Annotated in this window: 20 protein-coding genes; 13 read left to right on the top strand and 7 right to left on the bottom strand. The window is 63.0% G+C overall.

Annotation, left to right across the window (positions count from 1 at the left end; translation table 11 throughout):
- Nucleotides 1-187 precede the first annotated feature (187 nt).
- The 4 genes from ABEG21_RS03730 (at nt 188) to purU (ending at nt 4,902) form a co-directional block, all read left to right on the top strand.
- A complete protein-coding gene (locus tag ABEG21_RS03730; protein ID WP_347555928.1) occupies nt 188-2,179 on the top strand; it encodes a monovalent cation:proton antiporter-2 (CPA2) family protein in 1,992 nt (663 codons plus the stop codon).
- 204 nt (nt 2,180-2,383) lie between these two features.
- Nucleotides 2,384-2,944: an adenine phosphoribosyltransferase gene (locus ABEG21_RS03735; RefSeq protein ID WP_347556612.1), complete on the top strand. Its 561-nt coding sequence runs from the start codon at nt 2,384-2,386 to the stop codon at nt 2,942-2,944.
- A gap of 60 nt (nt 2,945-3,004) precedes the next feature.
- Nucleotides 3,005-3,943, top strand: a complete 939-nt coding sequence (locus ABEG21_RS03740; protein ID WP_347555929.1) for a DUF4743 domain-containing protein — start codon at nt 3,005-3,007, stop codon at nt 3,941-3,943.
- 89 nt (nt 3,944-4,032) lie between these two features.
- Nucleotides 4,033-4,902 carry a formyltetrahydrofolate deformylase gene (gene purU, locus ABEG21_RS03745; RefSeq protein ID WP_347555930.1) on the top strand — a complete coding sequence of 290 codons (870 nt, stop codon included), beginning with the start codon at nt 4,033-4,035 and terminating at the stop codon, nt 4,900-4,902.
- Here the strand turns inward: purU and ABEG21_RS03750 are convergent.
- The 4 genes from ABEG21_RS03750 to uvrA form a co-directional block, all read right to left on the bottom strand.
- On the bottom strand, nt 4,899-6,761 hold the full coding sequence (locus ABEG21_RS03750) for a hypothetical protein (protein ID WP_347555931.1): 1,863 nt from the start codon (nt 6,759-6,761) through the stop codon (nt 4,899-4,901). The two genes, purU and ABEG21_RS03750, sit on opposite strands and share 4 nt — an antisense overlap.
- Nucleotides 6,762-7,097: 336 nt before the next feature.
- Complete coding sequence (locus ABEG21_RS03755) at nt 7,098-8,927, bottom strand: hypothetical protein (protein ID WP_347555932.1); 1,830 nt, start codon at nt 8,925-8,927, stop codon at nt 7,098-7,100.
- A 69-nt stretch (nt 8,928-8,996) separates the two neighbouring features.
- A complete protein-coding gene (locus ABEG21_RS03760; protein ID WP_347555933.1) occupies nt 8,997-10,184 on the bottom strand; it encodes a hypothetical protein in 1,188 nt (395 codons plus the stop codon).
- Between the two features lie 22 nt (nt 10,185-10,206).
- The gene (uvrA, locus tag ABEG21_RS03765) at nt 10,207-13,074 is read right to left on the bottom strand and encodes an excinuclease ABC subunit UvrA (RefSeq protein WP_347555934.1); all 2,868 of its coding nucleotides are present in this window, start codon (nt 13,072-13,074) and stop codon (nt 10,207-10,209) included.
- Between the two features lie 503 nt (nt 13,075-13,577).
- On the opposite strand from uvrA, the gene ABEG21_RS03770 reads away from it, so the two are divergent.
- From ABEG21_RS03770 to ABEG21_RS03785, 4 genes are all read left to right on the top strand, one after another.
- Entirely contained in the window at nt 13,578-14,789 is a 1,212-nt protein-coding gene (locus ABEG21_RS03770) for an MFS transporter (RefSeq protein ID WP_347555935.1), read from the top strand.
- Nucleotides 14,790-14,965: 176 nt separating this feature from the next.
- Nucleotides 14,966-15,559 (top strand): single-stranded DNA-binding protein, encoded by a 594-nt coding sequence (ssb, locus tag ABEG21_RS03775; RefSeq protein ID WP_347555936.1) that lies wholly within the window; start codon nt 14,966-14,968, stop codon nt 15,557-15,559.
- Nucleotides 15,560-15,819: 260 nt separating this feature from the next.
- On the top strand, nt 15,820-16,038 hold the full coding sequence (locus tag ABEG21_RS03780) for a CopG family transcriptional regulator (protein ID WP_347555937.1): 219 nt from the start codon (nt 15,820-15,822) through the stop codon (nt 16,036-16,038).
- Nucleotides 16,032-16,397 (top strand): type II toxin-antitoxin system VapC family toxin, encoded by a 366-nt coding sequence (locus tag ABEG21_RS03785; protein WP_347555938.1) that lies wholly within the window; start codon nt 16,032-16,034, stop codon nt 16,395-16,397. The genes ABEG21_RS03780 and ABEG21_RS03785 overlap by 7 nt, the downstream gene beginning before the upstream one ends.
- Nucleotides 16,398-16,436: 39 nt before the next feature.
- On the opposite strand, the gene ABEG21_RS03790 is transcribed toward ABEG21_RS03785, so the two are convergent.
- On the bottom strand, nt 16,437-17,336 hold the full coding sequence (locus ABEG21_RS03790) for a dihydrodipicolinate synthase family protein (RefSeq protein WP_347555939.1): 900 nt from the start codon (nt 17,334-17,336) through the stop codon (nt 16,437-16,439).
- Nucleotides 17,337-17,523: 187 nt separating this feature from the next.
- On the opposite strand from ABEG21_RS03790, the gene ABEG21_RS03795 reads away from it, so the two are divergent.
- Nucleotides 17,524-18,930 (top strand): sugar porter family MFS transporter, encoded by a 1,407-nt coding sequence (locus tag ABEG21_RS03795; protein WP_347555940.1) that lies wholly within the window; start codon nt 17,524-17,526, stop codon nt 18,928-18,930.
- A 112-nt stretch (nt 18,931-19,042) separates the two neighbouring features.
- Here ABEG21_RS03795 and ABEG21_RS03800 read toward each other — a convergent pair whose 3' ends face one another.
- The gene (locus ABEG21_RS03800) at nt 19,043-21,472 is read right to left on the bottom strand and encodes an FUSC family protein (protein ID WP_347555941.1); all 2,430 of its coding nucleotides are present in this window, start codon (nt 21,470-21,472) and stop codon (nt 19,043-19,045) included.
- A 107-nt stretch (nt 21,473-21,579) separates the two neighbouring features.
- On the opposite strand from ABEG21_RS03800, the gene ABEG21_RS03805 reads away from it, so the two are divergent.
- From ABEG21_RS03805 to ABEG21_RS03820, 4 genes are all read left to right on the top strand, one after another.
- On the top strand, nt 21,580-22,566 hold the full coding sequence (locus ABEG21_RS03805; RefSeq protein ID WP_347555942.1) for an aldo/keto reductase: 987 nt from the start codon (nt 21,580-21,582) through the stop codon (nt 22,564-22,566).
- A 197-nt stretch (nt 22,567-22,763) separates the two neighbouring features.
- A complete protein-coding gene (locus ABEG21_RS03810; protein ID WP_347555943.1) occupies nt 22,764-23,309 on the top strand; it encodes a type III secretion system chaperone in 546 nt (181 codons plus the stop codon).
- Between the two features lie 12 nt (nt 23,310-23,321).
- Nucleotides 23,322-23,819: a type III secretion system chaperone gene (locus ABEG21_RS03815; RefSeq protein WP_347555944.1), complete on the top strand. Its 498-nt coding sequence runs from the start codon at nt 23,322-23,324 to the stop codon at nt 23,817-23,819.
- A gap of 38 nt (nt 23,820-23,857) precedes the next feature.
- Entirely contained in the window at nt 23,858-25,630 is a 1,773-nt protein-coding gene (locus ABEG21_RS03820) for a hypothetical protein (protein ID WP_347555945.1), read from the top strand.
- 32 nt (nt 25,631-25,662) lie between these two features.
- Here the strand turns inward: ABEG21_RS03820 and ABEG21_RS03825 are convergent, their stop codons facing one another.
- Nucleotides 25,663-26,031 (bottom strand): type III secretion system chaperone, encoded by a 369-nt coding sequence (locus ABEG21_RS03825; protein WP_347555946.1) that lies wholly within the window; start codon nt 26,029-26,031, stop codon nt 25,663-25,665.
- Between the last annotated feature and the right edge of the window lie 77 nt (nt 26,032-26,108).

The following is a 26,108-nucleotide window of genomic DNA, read 5'->3' on the forward strand; positions in this document are numbered from 1 at the left end:
TGCAAGATGATGCTATTTTCGAGATAGTTCGACAGTCCGCTTCGCGCGGCACCGTGAATTTTCCTGTTTTCCCCTCGCTCTTTCCACGACGCAGGCCGGACGCGTCCGACTGCCCCACGCGACGATGTCTTTCAATCGGCGCGGCGCTGGCCATTTCAAACCTCTGATTTTAAAGCCCGATCTGACGATGACGACACCGCTGCAACTGACCTTGATGCTGTTGCTGGCCGCTGTGGCCGGCGTGGTCGTGTTCCGCAGCTTGAACCTGCCGCCGATGCTGGGCTATCTGGTGGTCGGCATTCTCGTGGGGCCGCATGCCTTCGGCATCGCCTCCGATTCGTCGCGCGTGGAATATCTGGCGGAGTTCGGCGTCGTCTTTCTGATGTTCTCGATCGGCCTCGAATTTTCACTGTCGCGATTGCGGGCGATGCGGCGGATCGTCTTCGGCCTGGGGGTCGCGCAGGTGGTGGGGACGATCGCCGCGTCGATGATCGCCGGGGCGGCCGTCAATGCCTTCACCCATTTCAGCTGGCAGTCGTCGTTTGCCTTGGGCGCGGCGCTGGCGATGTCCTCGACGGCCATCGTCAGCAAGATGCTCGCGGAGAAGCTGGAGCTGGAAACCGAGCACGGACGCCGCATCATCGGGGTGTTGTTGTTTCAGGATCTGGCGGTGGTGCCGCTGCTGATCATTCTCGCGTCGTTAAATCAAAATGCGCGCGACCTCGCCCTCTCGCTCGGCATGGCAGCCATCAAGATCGGCGTCGCGCTGTCGTTGCTGCTGTGGCTCGGTCAGCCCTTGATGCGGTTCTGGTTGACGCTGGTCGCGCGCCGGCGCTCGCAAGAACTGTTCATGCTGAACCTGCTGCTGGTCACGCTCGGTGGCGCTTTTCTGACCGAAGAGCTTGGTTTGTCGATGGCGCTGGGTGCCTTTATCGCCGGCATGCTGATCGCGGAGACGCCGTATCGGCATCAGGTGGAAGAGGATATCAAGCCATTCCGCGACGTTTTGCTCGGCCTGTTCTTCATCACTACCGGGATGCTGCTCGATCCGATGATCGTCTGGCATCACCCGATCGCCGTGACGGTGTTGTTCATCGTGCCGATGGCGCTGAAATTGATGTTGATCGCCGGTTTGTCGCGCCTGTTCGGTGCGACGCCCGGCGTGGCGTTGCGGACCGGCCTGGGCCTCGCGCAAGCCGGGGAATTCGGCTTCGTCCTGATGAATCTGATTAACGACAAGCATCTGCTCGATCCGGTGACCAGTGAGGTGATCCTAGCGGCCATGTTGCTGTCGATGATCGCCGCGCCGTTCCTGTTGCAGAACATGAACCGGATCGTCATGCGGGTCGTGTCGAGCGAATGGCTGGTGCAGTCGCTGCAGATGACGAAGATCGCGACGCAAAGCATGAAAAACACCGGGCATGTGATTATTTGCGGTTATGGCCGCTCGGGGCAGAATCTGGCGCGGATGCTGGAGCAGGAGGGCATCGACTACGTCGCGCTCGACTTGGACCCGGACCGGGTCAACGCCGCGGCGTCCGCCGGGGAGTCCGTGGTGTTCGGCGATGCCGCGCGCCATGAGGCGCTCGTCGCGGCCGGGCTCCAGCGCGCTGCCGCCGTCGCCATTACCTATACGAATCTGCCGTCGGCGTTGCGCGTGCTGGAGCATGTCCAGGAATTGAATCCGGGTCTGCCGGTGATCGTCCGAACTGTCGACGATGCGGCGTTCGACAAGTTGACGGCGGCCGGCGCGACCGAGGTGATCCCTGAGATCGTCGAAGGAAGTCTGATGCTTGCGTCGCACACGTTGGTGGTGGTCGGCGTGCCGATGCGGCGGGTCTTGCGGCGCGTGGAACAGATGCGCGACGAGCGCTACGGACTGTTGCGTGGCTATTTCCGCGGTGCCGACGATCCCGACGATGAGAACGAGGACGAGCAGGTCAGGCTACAATCCGTCAAAATCGAGCCGCACGCCGACGCGGTAGGACGCACATTGGGCGATCTGCGGCTGCGCGAGATGGGCGTCGATGTGACGGCCATCCGGCGCCGCGGGATCCGTGGCGGCGAGCCGGACGCCGCCGCCAAGGTCATGATGAACGATGTCCTGGTCCTGCGCGGGACGCCATCGGCGCTCGCGCACGCGGAGGAAAAGCTGCTCCGCGAAAGTGGACGTGCCTGAGCGACATCCCTCGGCCTGGCGGGGCATCGACGGACGATGGCGGAGTGCATAATCGAACGGGACGCACGGGCTGCGGCGGCGCAGCGGCCTGGCGTGTCGGCCGTCGCAACGCTCGTCGGGCCGCCGTCGGCGGACAGAATCGGCACATCCGGCGAATCACAAGCGAATCAACAAGGGTATCAAGTGGACTTTTCAGCACAGACGTTGCCGGCTCCCGGCGATCGGGAGGCCGTCGCGGCCTATTTGCGCGCGCGCGTTCGGACTGTTCCGGACTGGCCGTCGCCGGGTGTGCAGTTTCGCGACATCACGCCCTTGCTGGCGTCGGCCGAGACGATGAACGTCATCATCGATGCTTTCGTCGCGCGCTATCGCGATCAGCGCATCGCGCACTTCGCCGGACTCGAGGCGCGTGGCTTCATCCTCGCGCCGCTTCTCGCGCATGCGCTGGGCGCGGGCTTTATCCCCCTGCGCAAAAAAGGCAAGCTGCCGTATAAGACCGTGAGCGAGTCCTACAAGCTCGAATACGGTGAGGCGACGCTGGAGGCGCATATCGACGCCTGCCGCCCCGGTGAGCGCGTCGTGCTGATGGACGACCTGATCGCCACCGGCGGCACGCTGATGGCGGGGCGCACGCTGTTGCAGCGTCTGGGGGCGGATGTCGTCGAAGGGGCCGCATTGATCGACCTGCCGGATCTGGGCGGATCGACCTTGTTGCGCGAGGCGGGTTTGTCGTTGTTCACGCTGTGTACATTCGACGGACATTGACGGGCATTGCGTGCACGTTTGCGGAGCGCGGCTTCCTGAACGGAGCGGAGGATCGACGGAATGAATGCATCTGACGCGGCATGGGCCGTCGCGCATCGACAGTTGACGGCGGGACCGACGGGCGCTCCGGCCTGCATTGCGGCGGCGCGGGGCTTCGATGCACGTCGATTCTGGCGTTTCGAGATCGACGGCGTCCGTGTGGGCTGGGTACGTCACGACGACGTGTCCCGGCTCGCGCGCTGGCCGCAGTATTTCGTTTTTTCGCCCGCAGCCACCGAGGCGTCGGCCGCCGGGCCGTCTGGCGTGGTGGCGCTTGCCGCCGCGCTGGCCGATACGCCGGCACGGACACAGGCATTGGGCGCGGTCATCGCCACGTTGCGCGATGAGGGAAGGATCACCGGCTGGCGCGACGAGACGTTTGCGATCCGCAATGCCTTCGATGATCCGCCGCTGGCGTTTATCGAACGCGCCGCCTCGCGTTTCTTCGGCACGATGACCTATGCGGTGCACGTCAACGGCGTGCAGGGCATTCTGGCCGGTGGTGCCGCGACGCATATGTGGATCGCGCGTCGCAGCCTGGCCAAGGCCGTCGATCCCGGCATGTTGGACAACCTCGTTGGCGGCGGCATTCCGTGGGGCTGTACCGTCGCCGAGGCGCTGGTCAAGGAGTGCTGGGAGGAGTCCGGTATCGCGCCCGAATTGGCGGCCAGTGCCCAAGCCGGTGGTACGCTGCATGTGCTGAACGAGATCGAGCAGGGCGTGCAGGCGGAGCAATTGTTCGTTTTCGATCTGGCGCTGCCCGACGATTTCGCCCCGCGTGCCGAGGACGGCGAAGTGGGCGAGCATTTGCACGTGACGCCAGCGGACGCCTTGCTGGCGATCGCGCGCGGTGAGATGACGATGGACGCCAGTGTCGCCACACTCGATTGCGCGCTGCGCCGTGGTTGGATCTCGTCGCAACAGGCAAAAGGTTTCGGCGCGCTTTATCGCGCGCCATGACGGGTGGCTGCCCGCGCATCGACGCCGATGCGTATCGGCCGCCCCGTTTCAGTTCAATCAAGCACTAGTAGAAAGTAGAGGGAAGCATCATGTCAGCGCGCCACGATTACATCTTGACGCTGGGTTGCCAGGATCGGCCGGGCATCATTCACACCGTGACAGGATTTCTGTTCGAGCGTGGTGCCAATGTACTGGATTCGGCTCAGTTCGGTGACGCGCATACCGGACAGTTTTTCATGCGTGTGCACTTCGAGGAAATCGGGGTGGAGGCAGGTCATGCCTTGCTGAAGGAGGCGTTCGCGCCGTTGGCGGAGCGCTTCGGCATGCAATGGGAATTGCACGCCGTGACGCATAAACCGCGGGTCATCCTGATGGTCTCGAAGATCGGCCATTGCTTGAACGATTTGCTGTTCCGCTATCGGATGGGGCAACTGCCGATCGAGATTCCGGCCATCGTGTCGAATCACAAGGATTTCTACCAGCTGGCGGCGTCGTACAACATTCCCTTTTATCATTTCCCGCTGTTGAATGCGACGCCGGAAGGCAAGGCGGCGCAGGAAGCGCGCGTTGTCGAAGTGCTGGAAGAACAGCAGATCGATCTGGTGGTGCTGGCGCGCTATATGCAGATTCTGTCGCCCGCGCTTTGTGAGAAGCTGTCGGGGCGCGCGATCAATATCCACCACTCCTTCCTGCCCAGTTTCAAGGGTGCGCGACCGTATTTTCAGGCCTTCGATCGCGGCGTGAAGTTGATCGGTGCCACCGCGCACTATGTGACGACGGATCTGGATGAAGGCCCGATCATCGAGCAGGGTGTGGAGCGTGTGGACCACAGCATGAATGCCGAGCAACTGACCGCCATTGGTCGCGACATCGAATGCGTGACGCTCGCGCGGGCGGTCAAATGGCATGTCGAACGTCGGGTGCTGATCAACGGGCACAAGACGATCGTGTTCTCCTAAAGACGTTCGTCGAAGACCGGCTCGCGATCGACGACATCGCTGCGCGCAACTGCTTCGGCGATGTCGGCAGGAGCGGTCTGAACGCTTGCCGACGTCGTTTCCGCCTCCGTCTTCGCCGCTTTTTTGTTGATTTTCTTCGCGGTGATGCGCTGTGTCTCGAATGCGCTCATCGCGATCGAGAGAACGCTCGCACCGCCGATGGCGCCAATGCGCAGCGTGAGCACCGCGCCGTCGCTCAACTGTTGCGATGCCTCGGCGTTCAGGACAAGAGACAGCGCATTACGGGGGATCTGGCCGATGACCGCGCTCGGGAGCAGGCCCTTATAAATGCCGCGCGTATGCAGCACGCCTTTTTCCGCCGAGACGATGCCGGCTTCCGCATTTTCCGTGCTGTTCTCGCCGGATGTCGGCAAACCCAGTAGCGTCTTGAGTTTGTCTAATGTCTCGCTATGGATCGTCATGTCCGCGTCGGCTTCCGTGAAGACGTAACTGGCCTTGCCGCGCTTCGAGGCCCATTGCCGAAGCCGATTTTGTGCGACCGGCTTGAGCAGATCGAGCACCGTTCGGATGCTGGCATTGATCGGGATGACCACCCACGGCCGGGCACCCAGCGCGCTGCCGACTGGCACGCCGATCAGCAGCACGATCGTCGATAGTCCGCCGGATACACCGGCGGTGATCCATGCCTCGGTTCGGCTGCTTCCGCTGTTCTCCCCGGTGACGTCGAGCTTCGGCAAGGCATCGGAAGGGGCGATCGCCTCGACGAGAATATCGAACAGACTGCTCAAAAAAATGCCGGGTGCCGTTTTCGGCGCGAGCAGCAGGGGCGCCGAGGTGAGCGCGCCTGCCGTGGCGATCAACGCATACTTTCCGCCGTCTATGCGGCGCGACTTTTTTTCCCCATCGAAAAGATAGCGGTAGGCGATGATCATCGAGGCGACCCCCGATGTCAACGCCGCAACATAGCCAAGATAGCTTCCCCAATCGCTGCCGTCCTGGTTCGATTGCTCCTTCTCCGCAGCATCGAATTCGAGCAGCGTCGCATTCAGCGATTGCAGTGCTGCGTCGATCTCGCTGTCGTTTTTTGGGATCGATGCGATTGCCTGGGTGCCCGCGGAAAACGCATAGGCGAGCGCCGACTGCATTGCCGTGTTGATGGCCGTGGGTATTAATTTGACGGCCCATTTTTTCCAGTCCCCGCGCGTTGCGGCAAGGACCTGGTCGTCCGTGATGAAGTCAGGCGTTTCAGCGACGGTGCCTGCCAAGAGCAGATCGATGTCGCCGGCACGGTCGTTACGATTCGACAGCGTTATCGGGACGATGGCATTGTCGTCGGAGGGTTCGGGTCGATTGATCGCGCCGCTGGGAGACGAAGCACGGGAAGGGGAGGGAGAGACGGCAGGAGAAGGGGGCGGCGAGCCGTCAGGGCTTGTCGGGGCGGTTACGAAAACGTCTGAATCCCTGCTGGAAATGCTCGAAGTACGGCTGTCGGTATCGCCCCAGAAGGTAGGGGGAAGATAGTGCGCGCCAGCGGCGAACGCGGCAAACGCAGTCGACGCATGGGCGTCGAAAAGACGGCGCACGGCGCCAACTTGCGGCGTCGTATCGCCGTCATCGTCGAGGGGCACCTCTTCGAAGGTGGGATCGTCGTCGCGCACAAAACCGGTAATGATCGTCCGGCTGGGCACCGCGCTCGCGATTGGCCATGCGCTGGGGAGCCCGAGGGGAGAGCGGCTGTTTCGGCCGAAAGTGCCGCGATCATCGTCGTCGCTCTCGTTGCGGGCGATGCGACGCTGTTTGTCGGTGCCCTGGGAAGTGCGATCGGACGGGTAGGCCATGGTCAAGGGTTGCGGATGCATAATATCGATCCTTTTGTCCTGCAATAACTATTTCGTAGTGCAGAATGATGTGAATGGATCGTCAATTATTGTTTTTTCCGCAGATGCGGATCAGATAGTGCTGTCTTAAAGAGCGTGAAAACAGCGCTGGGCGGAAGGCCTAACCCTTGTCGATACGATGATTGTCTAACGCCTGGTTGCGGACGCCGATGCTGATGCTGATGCCGCGTCGCATCGCGTTGCCGAAGCCGTATCGGGCGTCCGGCCTTCGGGCGTCGGCATCGGCAAGGGTGAGGGCCGCCAAAAACCGCGGCTGTCGAGCGATGCGCAGTGCGGACCGCTCGGCTTAGTGACTTTTCAAAGGCCGTCCGCGGCAGGGACAGCACGACGACGGGCCGCGGGACGGCTTATCGTATATGAGGGATCGCCCGACGGGGCTCCCGCATCGGCGTGCGCGATGTCGTCATCGCGCACGCGTTCGCTCGGGAGGGCATCGGCACGAAGATAGTCGCCTACCAGCGAAATGATTCGGTTCGGACCGTCATGGTCGTGCTCTGCCGAGTCGGCCGCGCGCCGTGCGTGGCTGAGTGTCTCTCCGGTCTTGATCGTTTCCAGCAGGCTTTCGCCGAATGCGTTGCGAAACCATAAATCCACGCTCATATTGGCTTGTCCGCCCGAGCAGACAGTGGTGTGCCCGAGATTGGGCAAGGCCACGAACTTGGTGCTGAATTCTCGTTTTGTCAGCGGTCGCACCATATTGCGCGCCAGATCGCGCAGGAAGCGCGTGCGGGAGTCCTGGCCGCTGGCCGCGCGCAGGCAACGGGTCGCGGTGTCCAAGGCCGATTGCCGTATCGAGCGCGCGGGCGGCCTGACGATAAAGTGCGTGCCGAACACGGCATTCGCCAGCGCCATGGTTGACGGCATCAGCATGCCGAATGCGAGAACCTCGGCGACCACCTTGCCAACGGCGCGCATCAGAATTTCGCCTGAAGACGACAGCCATTTCTGATTCAGCAAGGCGTCCACTCCGACGAAGATGCCAGAGCGAATCATGTGCACGGTGAATAAACAAACGGTGATGATGACGCTCCATGCGGTCAGCGTACGGGCATCGCCAACGCCTGCGCCCACCTCGGTGGTCCAACCGTTCGTCACCAATATCTCGAGATACTTATCGAAGAAACCGGCCAACATGCGTCCCATCGTCAGTGTCTTGTCGTAATAAGACAGTAGGCCGGATACGCCGATGAGCAGGCAGGCGCCGGCCGTTGCAACCGCCTTGCCGCGCGTCGAGAGTCGATCCCAGTGGCGGCTCAGCACCTGTCCGGCATAGAGCCCCGATCCGGCGAGCGCAATGCCCGTCATGGCCGTTTGCCGGGCCTGGATATCCCATTCGGGCAACTGTTCGGGCGCCGGCGGTTTGCAGCTGTCGTGCGACTGTTCGGCGGGCCAGCGAAAAATCGACAGTACCAGCGGAATGGCGCTGATGCCGTGCAGCAGGAACAGATTCGACATCCCGCCGATGGCGCTACCGAGCGTGCCGAACGTCAAGAGGCGGGGCGCGTGTGCGGCAGCGGCCGGTGCCGGTGCGTCGGCACGCTCCCTCGTCCCTGCTTCGGTATCGCCGCGCCACCGGTCCTGCAAATGTCGCGTCGTGGTGTGCCAGGCGCGTTTGAGTGCCCTAAATATTTCGGATAACGAATTATTTAGGCCGCCGGAATGCGATTTTTCAGCTGTTTCGATACGGTGCTGCGCGAAGGGTGCCTTGTCTGCCCCGGGATGCACGCCGTCCTCGTATTTTGCCTCGACGTCGGCTGCCGTGATGACCAGATCCAAGGTGGCGCCGTGACCGGCATCCGCCCGGTCGATACGTCCGTAATGGCGCATCGGTGCGGTCGGGAGCGCGGCAGGCGGCACGGATGGGCTTTGTAAGGCGTATGCTCGCGGGGGCAGGGGATCCGGGGCGTCGGCGTGAAGCGTGCCGTCGCTCAGTGCCTGGTCGGCGTTGGGCTCGGTTTCTTCGAGCCAATCCTGCTGGTTTCGGAAGGCGACATGCAAGGCTTGATGGCGGGCCGCCGCCAGGACTGCCTCGGCTTCGAAGCCAGGTTCGACCGAATCGGGGACGGCGGACCGGACGGCACGCTCCGGCGGGGGGGCATGAATGATTGCCTGGGTGTGTTTCAACATCGGAACCTCATCCTTGAAGTTGAACGCACGGACGCGATACCGAAATACCGCGCTGCCGCGGTGGCACTGCTACACCAGATGCTTCAGCCGCAATTCACGCTTGACGTACGCGTAATAGACCGGCGCCGCGACGACGCCGGGCAGGCCGAAGGCAGCCTCCATGACGAGCATGGTCAGCAATAATTCCCACGCTTTCGACTCGATTTCCCCCCCGACGATGCGCGCGTTCAGGAAATATTCGAGTTTGTGAATCAGCACGAGGAAGGCGAAGGCGGCAATCGTGGTTGGCAAGCCGACGGACAGGCCGGCAATGATGATCAAGGTATTCGAGATCAGGTTGCCGATCACCGGCAGCAGCCCGACGACGAAGGTGATCATCACCAGCGTCTTCGATAGCGGCAGCCGCGTGTGGAAGATTGGCAGCACCACGAGCAGGAAGATGCCCGTGAACATCGTATTCAGCGCGGAAATCTTGACTTGCGCGAAGACGATGCGGCGGAAAGCGTCGGCCACACGGGAGAAGCGGGTAACCAACAAGGCGACGAGCGGCCGACGATAGCCCGGATCGGAGGCGTCCACGGCGATGATGGCGCCGAGGATCATGCCGAGCACGATATGAGCGAAACCCCGTGCCACCTCGCGACCCGCCAGTTGCAGCGTCGACATGTGGTCGTGCATGAAGCCGGCAAGGGCGGCGCGAATATCGTCGATATCGTCGGGGAGATAGCCGTCGGCCCAATCGGGCAAATGTTCCCGCGCCTGATCGATGATGGTCATCGTCTTGTCGAGCAACTTCGGCACGGTGGCCGCGTCGGCTTTGAAATGCGCGATCATCAGCAGCACCAGGACCGTCAGTGCTGAAACGATACCGGCCGATAACACTGCAAGCGCCACCCAGCGAGCCCGACGGCCCGGCAGGCGACGCGACAGCAAGGGCGCCAGCGAATAGACCAGTTGGTAGACGAGCAGGCCGGCCAGCAGGCCCCCGAGCAGATGCAGAAAGAGGACGGCGGCCAGCGCCAGTCCGCTCAGCGCGTAACTGACGCCCTCCAGCCAGGCGGCTGCGCGGGGCGACAAGCCGCCCCCGCTGCCGCCGCGCGGCCCATGGCCTCCCGCGCCACCGCCCAGATGGGGGCCGTGGCCGACGCTGGCGGCGTGATTGGCCGCGCCGCTAGGTGCCGGCGTGGGGACCGCCGACGCGGGCAATGCATCTGCCGAGGAAACGCGCTGGCCGCGGCTGGGACGAACATTTTCCATCGACGTGCATTGATCTCTGTTGCTAGGCGCGCCTTTCGAGCAGCGACGCCAGGTATTTGCCGGTAAAACTCGCCTTCGATGCCGCCACTTGCTCCGGCGTGCCTTGCGCAATGACTTCGCCGCCGCCGGCGCCGCCTTCGGGACCCATGTCGATGACCCAGTCGGCGGTTTTGATCACGTCCAGATTGTGCTCGATGATCACCACCGTGTTGCCCTGCTCGCGCAGGCGGTGGATCACTTCCAGCAAAAGCGCAATGTCATGGAAGTGTAGCCCGGTTGTAGGCTCGTCGAGAATATAGAGCGTACGACCGGTGTCTCGTTTGGACAGTTCCAATGACAACTTGACACGTTGCGCCTCGCCGCCCGACAGTGTCGTCGCCGATTGGCCTAATCGGACATACCCTAATCCCACTTCCAGCAGCGTTCGCAGCTTGCGCGCCACGACTGGCACCGGTTTGAAGAACTCGTGCGCCTGCTCGATGGTCATATCGAGCACTTCGCGAATGTTCTTGCCCTTGTACTGAATCTCGAGCGTTTCCCGGTTGTAGCGGGCGCCGTGACAAACGTCGCAGGGCACGTAGACATCCGGCAGGAAGTGCATCTCCACCTTCAGCACGCCGTCGCCCTGACACGCTTCGCATCGGCCGCCCTTGACGTTGAAAGAGAAGCGGCCGGCCTCATACCCCCGTTCCTTGGCCGCCGGCACGCCGGCAAACAATTCGCGGATCGGAGTGAACACGCCGGTGTAGGTAGCCGGGTTCGACCGTGGCGTACGGCCGATCGGCGACTGGTCCACGGCAATGACCTTGTCGAAATGCTCGAGCCCTTCGATCGCCTCGTGCTCCGCCGGTTCGGCGATCGAGCCGTACAGGTGCTGCGCGATCGCGTTATACAGCGTGTCGTTGATCAGCGTGGACTTGCCCGATCCCGAAACGCCGGTCACGCAGGTCAGCAGGCCGACCGGCAGACTGACCGACACGCGTTTCAGATTGTTGCCGTAGGCCTCAATGATGCGCAATTGCCGTTCCGGGTCCGGCTGGCGTCGGTCGGCGGGGACCGGGATCGCCAGCTTGCCGCTGAGATAGCGGCCAGTCGTCGATGCCTCGTCGGCGGCGATTTCGTCCGGTGTCCCGCGCGACACGATTTCGCCGCCATGCACGCCGGCGCCCGGCCCCATGTCGACGACGTAGTCCGACGCGCGAATCATGTCCTCGTCATGCTCGACGACGATCACTGAGTTACCCAGATCGCGCAAATGTTTCAATGTATCGATCAGACGATCGTTGTCGCGCTGGTGCAAGCCGATCGACGGCTCGTCCAGCACGTACATGACCCCGGTCAGGCCGGAGCCGATCTGAGAGGCCAGTCTGATGCGCTGTGCCTCGCCCCCGGACAGCGTGTCCGCGCTGCGATCCAGAGACAGGTAGTTGAGCCCAACATTGTTGAGGAAGGTCAGGCGCGCGATGATCTCCTTGATCACCTTGTCGCCGATATCTCCCTTTGCGCCCTGCAGGCGCAGCTCGCTGAAATAGCCGAGGGCGTCCCGCAGCGGTAGGACGCTGATCTCGAAGATCGCGCGCGACTGTTCGCCGTCGCCCACACGGACGAACCGGGCTTCGCGACGCAGCCGCGTGCCTTTGCAGGCGGGGCAGGGCTGCGTGTTCTGGTACTTGGCCAGTTCTTCGCGGACCGCCGTCGAATCCGTTTCGCGGAAGCGGCGCTCCAGATTTGGGATGATCCCCTCGAACGCGTGCGAGCGTACCGCGGCCTTGCCGCGTTCGTTGATGTACGAAAACGGAATCTCGACATCGCCGGAGCCGTGCAGCAGGACGTCGCGGATCGTATCCGACAATTGCTCGAACGGTAATTCGATGTCGAAATCGTAGAACGCGGCCAGACTCTGCAGCATCTGGTAATAAAACTGATTGCGTCGATCCCAGCCTTTGATCGCGCCGGCCGCCAGCGACAGCGACGGGTGCGCGACGACGCGCTTCGGATCGAAGAAGGTCTGCTGGCCCAGGCCATCGCAGGTCGGGCACGCCCCCATCGGATTATTGAAGGAGAAGAGACGCGGCTCGAGCTCCTGCAACGAATACGAACAGATTGGGCAGGCGAACTTCGAGCTGAAAACGTGCTCCTTGCCGCTGTCCATTTCGATCGCCAGCGCGCGCCCGTCGGCCAGGCGAATCGCCGTTTCGAACGATTCCGCCAGGCGCTGCTTGATGTCCTCGCGGACCTTGAGCCGGTCGATAACGACATCGATCGAGTGTTTCTCGGTCTTTTTCAGCTTTGGCAGGTCGTCGACATCGACGATCTTCGGCGCGCCGTCATGCGCGGCGCCGCCCCCGGAACGGACGCGGAAGCGCACGAACCCTTGCGCCTGCATATCGTCGAACAGGTCGGTATGCTCGCCCTTGCGGTTCGAGACCACCGGAGCCAGGATCATCAGGCGCGTGTCTTCGGCCAGGGCCAGCGCCGCGTCGACCATCTGCGAGATACTTTGCGCGCGCAGTGGCACATCGTGATCGGGGCAGAACGGCGTACCGACGCGTGCAAACAACAGACGCAGGTAATCGTGGATCTCCGTGACCGTACCCACCGTCGAGCGGGGGTTATGAGAGGTGGCTTTCTGCTCGATCGAGATGGCCGGAGACAGCCCCTCTATCAGATCGACGTCCGGCTTCTCCATCAATTGGAGAAATTGCCGGGCGTAGGCCGACAGGCTTTCCACGTATCTGCGCTGTCCCTCCGCGTAGAGCGTATCGAACGCCAACGACGATTTGCCGGAGCCGGAGAGGCCTGTGATGACCACCAGGCGGTGCTTCGGCAAATCCAGATCGATGTCCTTCAGGTTGTGCGTGCGCGCACCACGAATGCGGATTTCTTCCATGAAGCTGGCCGGATCTCGGAAGGAACAAACCTGCTACTATAGCGACTTTTCCGGCACGCCGTAGCGGGATGGTCGTCTCGCGTCTTTTGCCGCCCTTGTAACGCCTACGGCGCTGTTTTCAGTTCGGGGGCGTTTGCGCCTGGTTGGCAACGCTGACAGATGGCTGACAAGCCGACTTGCGTTTGGCTTTCCGTGCCGCTCAGGCCCTCCGATCGAAGACTGCCTGAAGAGAAAAAACGACAGCGTCCCCCGCTTCCCAGAAAAGCAATGCGCGACAAATCGCCGCCCGGCCGTCGGCCGCCGCGTGCCCTAGCATGGTGGCCGAGGCCGTGCGGCTAGGGTGCGAACGGCCCGCGACGGCCGTCGGGTCGGGTGCCGCTGCCATTGATCGCGCACTGCGGTGTGCGGTGCCCGGCGCCCCGATGCGGATGGGCGCACAGTAGTTATCGGCGTCGGCGCCTCCGGGCGGGGCGTCGACCCTTGCCAGAATTGCGGAATCTCCGATGTCACATTCACACGCTTCATCCACCGGCATGACTGCGTTGGAGCGGCGCGCGACCTTGTCGCTCGCCGCGATCTTCGCGCTGCGCATGCTCGGCCTGTTCATGATCATGCCGATCTTCTCGATCTACGCGAAGACGATCCCCGGCGGCGACAACACCGCACTCGTGGGCCTCGCGATCGGTATCTACGGGCTGACGCAGTCGCTATTGTATATTCCTTACGGCTGGCTTTCGGATCGAATCGGCCGCAAGCCGGTGATCGTGGCCGGGCTGCTCGTTTTTGCCTTGGGAAGCGCGATCGCGGCATTGGCACCGAATCTCGAATGGATCATCATCGGTCGCGCCATCCAGGGCGCCGGTGCCATTTCGTCGGCCATTACCGCCTTTATCGCGGATTTGACGTCCGAGGCCAATCGCACGAAGGCGATGGCGACCGTGGGCGCCAGCATCGGGGTGTCTTTCGCCGTCGCTATCGTGGCGGCGCCGGTCGTGTACCGCTGGATTGGCATGGAAGGGCTGTTCTCGGTGATCGGCCTTTTGTCGATCGTTGCGATCGGCGTGGTGTTATGGGTCGTGCCGGACGCCCCAAAAGGCGTGCCGGCCGTTCGCACGCCTTTCTCGGACGTATTCCGCAACCCCGAGTTGCTGCGGATGAATTTCGGCGTGTACGTGCTGCATGCGACGCAGACCGCGCTGTTTGTCGTGCTGCCGCATATGTTGGTGGCCGCCGGCCTGGGCGTATCCTCGCACTGGATCGTCTATCTTCCGGTGATGGGCGTCGCTTTCGTGCTGATGGTGCCGGCGATCATCGTCGCGGAGAAGCGCGGCAAGATGAAATCGGTGATCAGCCTGGCGATTTTCCTCGTGCTGATCGGCCTAGTAGCAATGTTGTGGGTGCCTGATACGATCTGGTCTATCGCCATCGTGTTGCTGGTGTACTTCACGGGATTCAACATCCTCGAAGCCTCGCAACCGTCGATGGTGTCGAAATTGTCGCCGGGACCCCGCAAGGGGGCGGCCATGGGGGTGTACAACACCCTCCAGGCCCTGGGCTTGTTTTCCGGTGGTGCAGTGGGGGGCTGGCTGGTGAAAAGCCATGGTGAGCATTCGGTGTTTCTGGTGACAGGATTTCTGGTGCTCGTATGGCTTATCATTGCAAGCAGGATGAAAGCGTGGCCGCCCAAGTCGACGACGTCGGCGGAGAGCGCCTGATCGCTGTGTTGGCAATCAGTTGCATCGAGCACCCCATTCAACCCATTTCGATACCTATCGACAGTTAAAATAGTGGCATCGATGCGCGACGCCGCCGGAGACGACGGGCCCATCAGGGCCGACGTCACGGGCGGCGTCGTCGCACATCGGGCCTAACCGAATCGCAAGGAGAAAGCATGGCATCGGTCAATAAAGTCATCATCGTTGGCAATCTCGGTGCCGATCCGGAAACGCGCTCGTTCCCGAGCGGGAGCGGGAGCGTGACGAATCTGCGCGTGGCGACGACGGAGCGTTATAAGGATCGGGACGGCAACTTCCAGGAAAACACCGAGTGGCACCGCATCTCGCTCTTCAATAAGCTGGGTGAAATCGCGGCGCAATATCTGAAGAAAGGCTCCTCGGTCTATATCGAAGGGCGGATCCGCACGCGGAAATATCAGGACAAGGACGGCCGTGACGTGTACGCCACGGAAATCGTCGGAGACCAGATGCAGATGCTCGGCGGCCGCAGCGGTGGCGGCGCAGGCATGGGCGGCGGCGATGAAGGCGGTTACGGCGGCGGCGGTGGTGGTTACGGCGGCGGTAACGGCGGTGGTCGTTCCAGCGGCGGCCGTGACGGTGGCGATGGCGGCTTCTCGCGTGAGCCGGTCGGCAACGGTGGTGGCGGTCGTTCGAGCGGTGGCGCCAGCGGCGGCGGTCGCTCGGGCGGCGGTGGCGGCTATAACTCGCCTAACCCCGGCTTCGACGGCGATGACGATATTCCGTTCTAACGCGCTGGTCTGATTAGCCTGACTAAAGTCTGACGAAAATCCCGTAAGCACCCTCGTGCTGACGGGATTTTTTTTGCCTGCGCGTCACGTCGGGGGGGCCGGGGCCTGTTTTATCACCCAGCCACGCGCTATGCCATCCGGCTAGCTGGACTTCGGGTGGTCATCGATTACTGTGTTTAGCGGGCACTGTGAAAGAAGCGCGGCGGAGAGGGTAACTTTGATATATGATATGGATATACGATATGAATCGAGAGGGAAGCATGCCCCGTATCTTGATAGACCTCTCCGACGTACAAGTCGACGCCTTGGGAAAACGGGCGGAAACAGAACGTCGTCCGCGCGCTGCTGTGATTCGCGACGCGGTTGACGCTTACCTTGCGCACTACCAGTCCGCTGCTGCAACGGACGTTTTCGGGCTATGGGATGGCCGAAGCGTGGACGGTCTGGCGTATCAAGAAGCGCGGCGTTCGGAATGGTAAAAGCGCTCTTCGACACCAACATCCTGATCGACTATCTCAATGGTGTCGATGCGGCCAAGGGAGAGCTGTCCCGATACACATCCAAAGCGATCAGCATGATCACCTGGATGGAGGTTCTCGTAGGCGTTCAGGCAAACGAAGACGCATTGATACGCGGATGGTTGGGTACGTTCGATGTGATTGCCGTGGATGCCACCGTCGCGAGCCGTGCCATCGCGATTCGACAGGAGCGCAAGATCCGGCTTCCCGATGCAATCGTGTGGGCGTCCGCTCAGGTTCACTCGCTATTGCTCGTTTCACGAAACACCAAGGACTTTCCAGCAGATGTCCCCGGTGTGCGGATGCCCTACCGGATCTAGGCCGGCCTACGCGGATCTAAGGTGGGACTTAGGTGAGCTTTAGGCGGCGCTGGCCGACTGTATCGCTTTCTCCACGGCAGGCCAGTAATCACGTGGCACGCCCATCACGGGTAACGGCGGCATCGCCGTCGTCAGGCCGAGTAATGCCGCGATGGCGTAGACGACGCGGAAGCTGCCGTATTGTTGGAACAGAGCCCAGAGCGGCGCAAATCCGTGCTCGTAATGCTGCACCGCTGCCCGATCCTGTGCCACTGCCGCCAGTGCGAGGCGCGCGGTTGCTTCCGGCAGGATGCCGCCCACGACGCTGAACCACGCATGCGCGCCTGCCAGCAACGCGCCGGACGCATGCCAATCGCCGCTGTAGCCGATCGAGAAATCCCCCGGCAGCTGCGTCTGTAGCGACCGGAACGCGGGGCCGATTTCCGCCGCAGGCAGCCCCGGCTGTTTGACCGCCACGATGTTCGACACCTGCGCCAGCCGCACGATCAAGGCATCGCTGAAGCGGAAGTGTGTGGTGCCCGGGTTGTGATAGATGCAGATCGGCAAACCGGTACTGCCCGCTACCGCGGAAAAGAGTCCGAACACTTCGTCTTCAGTCAACGGGGCGTAAGACACCGGTGCCAGCAGCAGGCCATCGGCGCCGGCGGCCTCCGCGTCGCGCGCCAGCGCTTGCGCTTCGTCGGTTCGCAAGGCCCCCACGCCGACGATCAGTGGCGGCCGTTCCGTTACGCCCAACACCTCGACCGCGGCCTCGATCGCGCGTCGGCGCTGCTCGCGGCGCAAATAGGCATAGCTACCGGTGCTGCCGAGGAGACCGATTGATGCCACGCCCGGTACGACGAGTCGCGTGACGCAACTCGCGAGGGCATCGGTGTCGACGATGCCGTCGGCATCGGCTGGCGTGATCGGGAAGGCGCTGAGGCCGTGAAACAGCGACATGGTGGGCTCCTGCGGAAATAGGAAGGCGCGGGCGCCGAGGTATCGGCGAATCGATGAGTGTGTCGGAAAATACCACGTCGGTCCGGCGACTTGCACCCGATCCGAGGGAAAACCCGCCCCAACAAACCATGGTATTTTGAAAGAGAGAGAAAAATTAGTTAAAAAACATTAAAAAAGGCTCATTTCTATGGAAACTTCTGCACAAACGCAAAGCACCGCTATGGCGCCGAACGTCTACATGGCCATGGTGGCCTCGGTTTCAGCCATTGCCGGCGGCCTGTATGGATATGACACCGGGATCATATCGGGCGCATTGCCGCAGATCGCACACGACTTTCATCTCGACTATCGTCAGCAGGAATGGGTGGCCGCCGCCATTCTGCTGGGGGCCGTGATCGGCGCACTCAGTTCGACGAATCTGTCGGCGCGTATCGGTCGGCGTCGGACGATCATGATCGTCTCGGCTATCTATTGCGTCGGCGTCGTGGCCGCAGCGCTGTCGCCCGATATGTGGAGTCTTATCGCCGCGCGCCTCGTGCTGGGTTTCGCCGTGGGCGGATCCACGCAGATCGTGCCGACCTATATCGCCGAACTGGCGGAGCCGGAGAAGCGCGGCAGGCTGGTGACGTATTTCAATGTCTCGATCGGCATTGGCATTCTGTTGGCGGCAATCGTCGGTGTCGCAGGACAGAACCTCTTCGATTGGCGCTGGATGATCGGCGTGGCGGTCGTGCCGTCGCTGGCGCTGTTGCTCGGTATGACGAAGCTGCCTTTCAGCCCGCGCTGGCTGGTCACGCAGGACCGTGTCGAGGACGCGAAGACCGAACTGTCGAAGGTACGTGAAAGCGATAAGGCGGTACATCGCGAAGTGGCCGATATCCAAGCCATCGTGCAGAAGGAAGAATCCAACGACGTGAAGGGCTGGCGTGCGCTCGGTCAACCGTGGGTACGCCCGGCACTGGTGGCGGGGCTTGGCGTTGCAGCGTTCACGCAGTTGAGCGGCATCGAGATGATGATCTACTACACGCCGACATTCCTGAAGAACGCCGGCTTCGGCGCGTCGTCGGCGTTGTGGGCGGCGCTGGGCGTGGCCGTCACGTATCTCGTGATGACGTGGTTGGGCAAGATGTTCGTCGACCACACCGGCCGCCGTTCATTGACGCTGTGGATGATGCCGGGCGCGGTCGTCTCGTTGATCGTACTGGGCGCCGTGCTGCACTACAATTTGATGGGCGCGACGCAGGCATGGTGGATCGTCGGCTGCCTCATCGTTTTCATGATCTTTAATTCCGGCGGTATCCAGGTGGTGGGATGGCTTACCGGTGCCGAAATCTATCCGGTCGCGATCCGCGATGCGGCTACCGGTGCGCATGCCGCAATGCTCTGGGGCTCCAATCTGCTGCTGACCGGCACCGCCTTGACGATGACGCACTGGCTGGGTGTCGGCGGCGCGATGTGGGTCTATGCCGGCTTGAATGCGGCAGGCTGGTTGTTCGTCTATTTCCTCGTGCCCGAAACGGGCGGCAAGAGTCTCGAGGACATCGAGCGCGCACTGAAGCGCAAGACCTTTCTGCCGCGTCAGCAAGCGGTCTGAGTTACCCCGATGCCTGAATCGCCACGCCGATCAACGTATTGGCGTGGTCGACGATGAGGGTCCGTTTGAAGAAGCCCGTCCCGGTCCGATTGCCGGTACGGGCTTCGTCGTTTTATCCGCCGACGATGCCAGTGTGCGGGGCGGCGTGTCCGGCCTCCGCTGCTTCTTGCAAGGCATGCTGGATTTTTCGATCGACGCTCACCAGTCGAGCCAGGGCGAGCCATCGTGCATCGGCCTCAGGCAATACCGGGCGAAGCGGGGCGACGATCTCGGGGCGCGTCCCGGCTGCCGCACCGTCACGCAACCATCGCGCGGCGCCGCGCAGCAGCGCGGCGACGGCATCCGCATACGCTAGCAAGGCAATATCTTGCTCGTGCGCGGTGGCGCCGATGTCGCCACTGGCATCCGGTCGCCGCCACGGCTGTAGTTCCAGCACGGTCGCCGCGGCCGTCAATTCCTTCATTGCGCCGACCAATGCGGCGCATAACACCAGACGGCGGTCGCGTTGCAACGGCGTCTGGCGCAAGGCGCGCAGGAGCAATTGCGCATTGTCGGCAGCCACGCAGGCTTCGCGCCGCAAGCCAGCGAGTTTGCGCGCGAGCGGCGTGGCTTTACCCGCTGTGTATTGGGGCGTGGCGCCGGCGTGCATGGCACCGGCGCCGCCTTCGTTGCTCTGATCCAGCATGCCGCGCAGCACTTCTCGGACATAGCCGGCATGACGATCGAGCGCGTCGGCCAGGACGGTCGCCAAGCGTTCGCCGCCGCGCTCCGGCCACAACAGCTGGCCGATGGCCAGGCCGAGCAGACCGCCGTAGATGCTGTTCATCGCACGTAATGCGGCCAGCACGAATTCATGCGAGGCGGGCTGCTGAATCTCGGCGACGAGGACGAACTGCAAGGTGACAAAAAAAGTGAACACGGCGTAATGGACCGTGCGGCCGACGAAGGTGCCGATGGCGATCGGCAGCACGGCCAAGCCGACGGCCAACGGCGAAGGAAGCAGGATACCGACCAGCGATGCGCCTACCGCACCGATCACGCTCCCGGCAATGCGATCGAAGGCACGTTGCCAGGTGGACGTCAGGTAGGGCTGCAACACGAACACGACCGTCAGCGACATCCAATAGCCGTGATTCAGTGCGAACGTCTTGCAAAGCGCGACCGACAGCGTGGTAGCGATACCGACCCGCAACGCATGCCGTGCGACGCGCGTACGCGGATGCAGCTCTCGTCGCGCGATCACGAAGCCGTGTTGGAACATGGCGCCTAGCCGATGCCATAGGTCCGGCAGCATCGACATCGACATCGACATCGGTGCCGCGGTGCGTGGCGCATCGGTCTGCGCCGCGTCCGGCGCGGGCCGCGTCGTTTCATCCGTGCTGCCTTGGATCAACACGGCGACCGCCGTGGCGCCGGCATCGAGCAATTGCGTCAGCAGGCGCAGGACCGTGTGCATCGGGAGATCCTGTACGACGTCGAGCGCGCGCACCGAGGCATGGGCCTGACGCACGGCTTGATCGACTTGTCCCAGCGCTTGTTGCAGTCGTTGCCGCTGCCGCGGATCGGTGAGGTCCGAGACGTCGGCAATCCCATCCGCGCATTGCCCGAAACGATAGAGCACGCGCAGGATGCTGGCGTCGGCAATGCGATCCTCTGCGCGGATCGTCTCGGCACGAGGCCGCGCAGCGAGCGTATCCGACAGCGCCACCAGTACGACGAAGCCGGCCTCCGCCGCATCGAGCAGCGCCAGTAATTGCTGGCCGCGTTCGCCACGCGATGGACGGCTGCCCAGCACTTCGCGGACTCGAGCGCGCGCTGCTTCGATCCGGGCGCGCAACAGCTGGCGATGGGTGATGCTCAGATCGCGCAGGGCATCGGTCTCTTCGCCGTTCTCATCCCGTGCCTTGCGTCGCGCTTCCCGGCGCGCTTCCCGTGCGGGCGATGGCATATAGCGCAATCCGAGCGCATGCGCATAGTCGCCCAGCTCGACAAAGCAGCCGGCGACTGCCGCGGTGGCGTGACGCCAGGGACGCCGTCGCCAGACCAGCGCGGTCATAACGATGGCCCAGACGCCGCCGCAGATGAAGAACACCGCATAGGTGGCGCTGTCGCGGATGTCGTGCGTGGGCAATTCAGTCGAAACGACGAATCCGGCGCAGACGAGCGTGCCGACAATGGCATTCGACGGCCCGGTCAATTGCGCGAGGCTGGCCGTCGTGCAACAGAGGAAGGTCAGTGGCAGCAGCAACCACAGCACGTGCTGCGCCGCGCTGCCGAGGAAACAATACAGGGCCCCCACAAGCGCGACGGCGGACATCGCGCCGATCCGGCGCAGGAGCGGACCGCCAGGGTCGGCGAAACACGCCCAGAACGCGGCGATGGCGCTCCAGCCCAGGCGCGGCTCGCCGACCAGGACCGCCAGGATGACCGGTACGGCACTGACCACGGCGGCATGGCCTGCATCGGCCCAGGGAAGACTGCGCCAGGCCGCGCGGGAGGGAAGTCGTGCAGCGGTCCGGGCGCGGACGGAGGAAACACGCATGGGCGCAAAACGGATTATCGTATCGGGAGTGTCCATTGTATGCGCCTCCCCCGCCGTTTATTCGGGTGGCGCGCCGACTTTTTAAAGAATTTGTCTGGAGACCTGTCGTGTCAGCAAAACGAAAACTGGGCCGCCAAGGCCTGGAAGTATCGAAGATCGGACTGGGCTGCATGGGGATGAGCCAATCCTATGGCCCCGCGGACGAGGCGGAAGCGATCGCCACGTTGCATCGCGCGATCGACCTCGGCATCACGCTCTTCGATACCGCCGAAGTCTATGGGCCGTTCACGAACGAGACGCTGTTGGGCCGCGCGCTGAAGCCGCATCGCGACAAAATTATCCTCGCAACGAAATTCGGCATGCGAATCGAGGAAGGCAAGACGACCGGACTGAATAGCCGCCCGGAACATGTGATCGAAGCGGTCGAAGGCTCGTTGCGGCGTTTGAACACCGATCACATCGATCTGTTGTATCAGCATCGCGTCGACCCGGCCGTGCCGATCGAGGAAACCGTCGGGGCGATGTCGCGGCTGGTGGAGCAGGGTAAGGTGCGCTATCTCGGACTCTCGGAAGCGGGCGAGGCGAATATTCGCAAAGCCCACGCCACCGCGCCCATTTCCGTGCTGCAAAGCGAGTTTTCGCTCTGGGAACGTAATCTGGCGCCGCGCATCATCGGCGTGTTGCGTGAGCTGGGCATCGGGCTTGTGCCCTTCAGTCCGCTGGGACGGGGCTTTCTGACCGGGACTGCCAAGCGCGCCGAGGACTATCCGCCCGACGACTTCCGCCACGACGATCCGCGTCTGCAGGGCGAGAATTACGATGCGAACATGAAGGCCGCCTCGGTGGTGCAGGACATCGCGCGCCACAAGGGCGTAAAGGCAGGGCAGATCGCGCTGGCCTGGGTGCTGCACCAAGGTGAGGATATCGTGCCGATCCCGGGCACGAAACGGCGCAGCTATCTGGAAGAGAATGCGGCGGCGATGTCGATAACCTTGTCGGTGGACGAGTTGAAGGCATTGGACGGCGCGCTGCCGCCGAACAGTGTTTCCGGCGCGCGCTATAGCGATGCCCGGATGAAAAGCATCGATCGATAAAACGGCGAGGGCGAGTCGAGCGCGTGCAATGCCGCTCGATTTGCCCCACGGTGTGCCGGCGCAACGGCGGGCAGGCCGTTGCGGGCAATCGAAACGGAGAAGGGGCGAAGCAGGGAACCCGGGGCGCCAGGCGGTTACAGAGCGGCCATGCGGGAACCCTACTTGGCCCTTTTTCCGTTTACTCGCCCGAGGCTGGAATGAATTTCACTGAATTGCTGGAAGCGCTGAGCGCTGAGACGAAGCTCGATCTGAAAGACGTAAAGAATGGCGGGTCCTGCTCGATTCGCTTCGACGACAAGGTGGATATCACGTTGGCGTCCGCACCGGAGGGCGTCGGCGCCAATCTCTTCGCAGTACTGGGGACGATTTCGCGCGAAGACCAGGTACTGCTGTTTCCGGTTCTGATGCAGATCCATTTGCTCGGCCTCGTCACCGATGACGCGTATTTCAGCTTCGACGAGAGCGCGAACCAGGTGACGTTGTTCCGTACCGTCGCACTTGGGGGCCTGGACCGTGCCGCCGGGATGAAAGCAGTCGAATCCTTCGTTAATCAAGCCATGCGCTGGTCCGCCGCCCTGCCGGACTTGAAGAACATTCCGCTGAACATGCCATCCGACGCAATGGGGGCAAACGGTGCCCCCGGGTCCGGTCCGATGTTGCGTCCTGGCACCTCCTCGATGCCCGGCGCGGGCGCCGGCCCGAACGCGGCCGGTAGTGGTTCCCCCTTCGTCATGCCGGTCTGAGGAGACATACTGATGATGCAATACCGCGATTTATTGTTGGCGCTGGGACTGCAGGAAAAGATCGATATCGATCAAGTCATCGAAACCGGCAGTTGTCTGGTGCGGATGGATCATCCCGGCGGCAAGGCGCTCGAGTTGACGCTGGAATGCGATAACGAACGGCAGGTGGTCTGGCTCTATGCGCCGTTGGGACGGGTGAGCGAAGCGGCGCGCGCCGATGTCTACGGAATGCTGCTGCGCATGCACCTCTTCGGCCTGGCCACCGGTGGCGCCTATTTCGGCTTCGACGCGCAACGCGATTCGATCAATCTGTTCAAGACGATCCGTCTGGTGTCGGCCGTCGCACCGGATGCCGCGCGCCAAGTGAAGGCTTTCGTCAGTGATGCGCAAGCGATGTTGCAGACCCTTCCGGTCGAGATGGACGGCGGTAACGGCGGCATGAATCACATGACGCTGATGACCGGCTCGTCCGCAGGCTCCGGCGGTTCCCCTTCCCCACAGACCGTCTGACGCCGACAGGTCCTCATCGATTCAGGCCAGGAGAAGGCATGTCGTCAGCAATCGGGTTGGCAGGGACGGGCGCGGTGCCGGGTCTGATCGGCTGGCACGCGGTGGAGGTGACCGACGGAAGCAGCAATGCGGCCCTGGCCGCGGCGATAAGCGGCGCGAGCGCCAACGCGCACACGGCCCAGAGCCTGCAGCGTACGGTGATGGATCGGCTATCGCATTATGCTGCGCCGGACATCGTGCCCGATGGGGCGGACGGATCGTCGCCGACGGAAGCCGAACTGCATCGTCGCCACGCGGCGCGGGTGGACGCGGCGCCGTCGGATCGCGACATGCCGGCAGCACGGCACGTTTCGGGCAGTACAGGCGACGCGCCGGTCGGACGAGCGGGCGAGGTTGCGTCGACGGCCGTTTTTACGTGGCGTCCGACCGATCATGTATATATTCGGACGTCGCAGACATTGCGCCAACAGGTGATCTCGGCCTTGGATGCACTGCAAGACCTCGTGCGCGTATTGTCCAACGGTGGCAACGGTGCCAATGGTCCAGTCGACGATCGCTCCGCGCCGCTCGCCGTGGGCTATTTTCAGCAGGATCAGGATTTGACGCCCGACGCCGCCCTGGCCGTCTCCCTGACGGCGGCGGCCAGTCGGGCACCCCGCACCGACGCGCTGGCCGATGCGCTCGGGCATATGTTGTCGCTGTCCGCGTCGACCACGCCGGCCATGCTGTCGGCGCTGCGTCAGGCCGATGACGGGGGGGAAAGCGAAAGCGAATCGGTCGCGCCCCCGGCCGATGCCAGCGCGGTCACGCATCGCACCTTGCAGCGTGCGTTACAGCTGCTCGCCGAGCAGCAAAGCGCATTGCCGGCCGATCGACACACGCCGTTACGCGAAGTCCGCGCCGCGTTCGCCCCCGCGCGTATCGCACCGTTCGACGGCAGCGTGCGGATCGGCATCGCGCGGCACTGGAGCGGCACGATCGCATCGGTGCAAACGGCGTCGTCGTTCACGACGATCATGGCGCCAAGCGACGAAGCCGATCCATTTATGAGAAACATGCTGCATACATTATCTCGTCGCGCCGGCGGGGCGTCGTCCGAAAGCGGGCGGGGCACCGACGCCGACACCGGTGGCGTGCGGCAGATACTCGATCCCGCATTCGTCGCGGAAGCGTTGGACGCATCGATCGTTTTCCTTGGCGACTCCGTTCTACCGTCGCCGGGCGCGGCGTCCGGTCCGAGCGATACGCGCGGGGACGCCGCGCTTTCGGCGATCGATGCCTTCATCTCGCGGCTCGTCTCCCTGTGCGACGGCGACGAGACCGTTGTCCAGGCACTGAGCCGGCGTCTGCACCAAAGCAGCCTGTTGGCCGCGGCAATGCCGGCTATCGCGCGGTACGCCGTGGACGACGATCCGCAGCGGTTGCTGCTGCCGGGGACCGATGCGCCGGGTCAATGGGTGTTGCTCGGCGACACGCCGACGTTTCATGTCGACCTGTGGACGGATCCGGGCGGCGGCGTTTGCGCCGATACCGAAGTCAAATGGCCGATTGCACACTATGGCGTGGCCTTGGACGCCGGCGTGCCGAGCCCCGGCCGTGCCGCGGTGGTGACGGAAGCGGATACCGTCACGGCGTGGGCACCTACCGCCCCGAGCTGGCTGCAGGTCCGGCGAGTCGTGCATGTGGGGCGCGACGAGCCGTTGAACGACGCGCTGCCAGGCTGGGTGGCCACGACCTATGGGGTTACGCATCTATGCGCGGAAATCGCGCATCGCATGGCGTTTCACGCGGACAGTGGCAGGCTTGCCTGACGGCAGTGCATCGTGCACCGATTCGGCCGACGTCAATTCGCGTAGGCGCGAAGAGTGGGCAGCGCCTGGATATCGTGACGCCATATCAAGGTGACGTGTCGCAGGTCGCACACTTTGGCCAGCAACGTGGCCGGCACGGTGAGGGGGATCGGCAGCCGCGCATACAAGGTGACGATGCCGCTGCCCTCATGCCGTCCCAGCGTGCAGCCGCTGGTACCGGCGTAGAGATGGTTGCCTTCCAGAAGGCGTCGATTCAGCGCCTCGGCATCTTGTTGTCGTGGCTTGCCCAGCGCCGAATACAGCAATAAGTCGCCGTGTACCGGATCGCCGTCGCACATCATGCCGATGGGCAGACCGTCGATATGCAGTTCCTCGTAGCGCCAAAGAAGATCGACTTTCATCCCCAGTGACGGGCCCCGATGAATATCGCCGTGCCAATCGACGGCGACGACATGAACGGCAGCGCATCGAACGCCGG

This window comes from Robbsia sp. KACC 23696 (genome assembly GCF_039852015.1).
Taxonomy (GTDB): domain Bacteria; phylum Pseudomonadota; class Gammaproteobacteria; order Burkholderiales; family Burkholderiaceae; genus Robbsia.

Coding starts and splice junctions, on each gene's coding strand:
- ABEG21_RS03795 (WP_347555940.1), top strand. CDS start 17,524: ATGGAAACTTCTGCACAAACGCAAAGCACCGCTATGGCGCCGAACGTC.
- ABEG21_RS03780 (WP_347555937.1), top strand. CDS start 15,820: ATGCCCCGTATCTTGATAGACCTCTCCGACGTACAAGTCGACGCCTTG.
- ABEG21_RS03740 (WP_347555929.1), top strand. CDS start 3,005: ATGAATGCATCTGACGCGGCATGGGCCGTCGCGCATCGACAGTTGACG.
- ABEG21_RS03730 (WP_347555928.1), top strand. CDS start 188: ATGACGACACCGCTGCAACTGACCTTGATGCTGTTGCTGGCCGCTGTG.
- ABEG21_RS03755 (WP_347555932.1), bottom strand. CDS start 8,927: ATGTTGAAACACACCCAGGCAATCATTCATGCCCCCCCGCCGGAGCGT.
- ABEG21_RS03785 (WP_347555938.1), top strand. CDS start 16,032: ATGGTAAAAGCGCTCTTCGACACCAACATCCTGATCGACTATCTCAAT.
- ABEG21_RS03820 (WP_347555945.1), top strand. CDS start 23,858: ATGTCGTCAGCAATCGGGTTGGCAGGGACGGGCGCGGTGCCGGGTCTG.
- ABEG21_RS03760 (WP_347555933.1), bottom strand. CDS start 10,184: ATGGAAAATGTTCGTCCCAGCCGCGGCCAGCGCGTTTCCTCGGCAGAT.
- ABEG21_RS03810 (WP_347555943.1), top strand. CDS start 22,764: ATGAATTTCACTGAATTGCTGGAAGCGCTGAGCGCTGAGACGAAGCTC.
- ABEG21_RS03800 (WP_347555941.1), bottom strand. CDS start 21,472: ATGCGTGTTTCCTCCGTCCGCGCCCGGACCGCTGCACGACTTCCCTCC.
- uvrA (WP_347555934.1), bottom strand. CDS start 13,074: ATGGAAGAAATCCGCATTCGTGGTGCGCGCACGCACAACCTGAAGGAC.
- ABEG21_RS03815 (WP_347555944.1), top strand. CDS start 23,322: ATGATGCAATACCGCGATTTATTGTTGGCGCTGGGACTGCAGGAAAAG.
- ssb (WP_347555936.1), top strand. CDS start 14,966: ATGGCATCGGTCAATAAAGTCATCATCGTTGGCAATCTCGGTGCCGAT.
- ABEG21_RS03750 (WP_347555931.1), bottom strand. CDS start 6,761: ATGCATCCGCAACCCTTGACCATGGCCTACCCGTCCGATCGCACTTCC.
- ABEG21_RS03770 (WP_347555935.1), top strand. CDS start 13,578: ATGTCACATTCACACGCTTCATCCACCGGCATGACTGCGTTGGAGCGG.
- ABEG21_RS03825 (WP_347555946.1), bottom strand. CDS start 26,031: ATGAAAGTCGATCTTCTTTGGCGCTACGAGGAACTGCATATCGACGGT.
- purU (WP_347555930.1), top strand. CDS start 4,033: ATGTCAGCGCGCCACGATTACATCTTGACGCTGGGTTGCCAGGATCGG.
- ABEG21_RS03790 (WP_347555939.1), bottom strand. CDS start 17,336: ATGTCGCTGTTTCACGGCCTCAGCGCCTTCCCGATCACGCCAGCCGAT.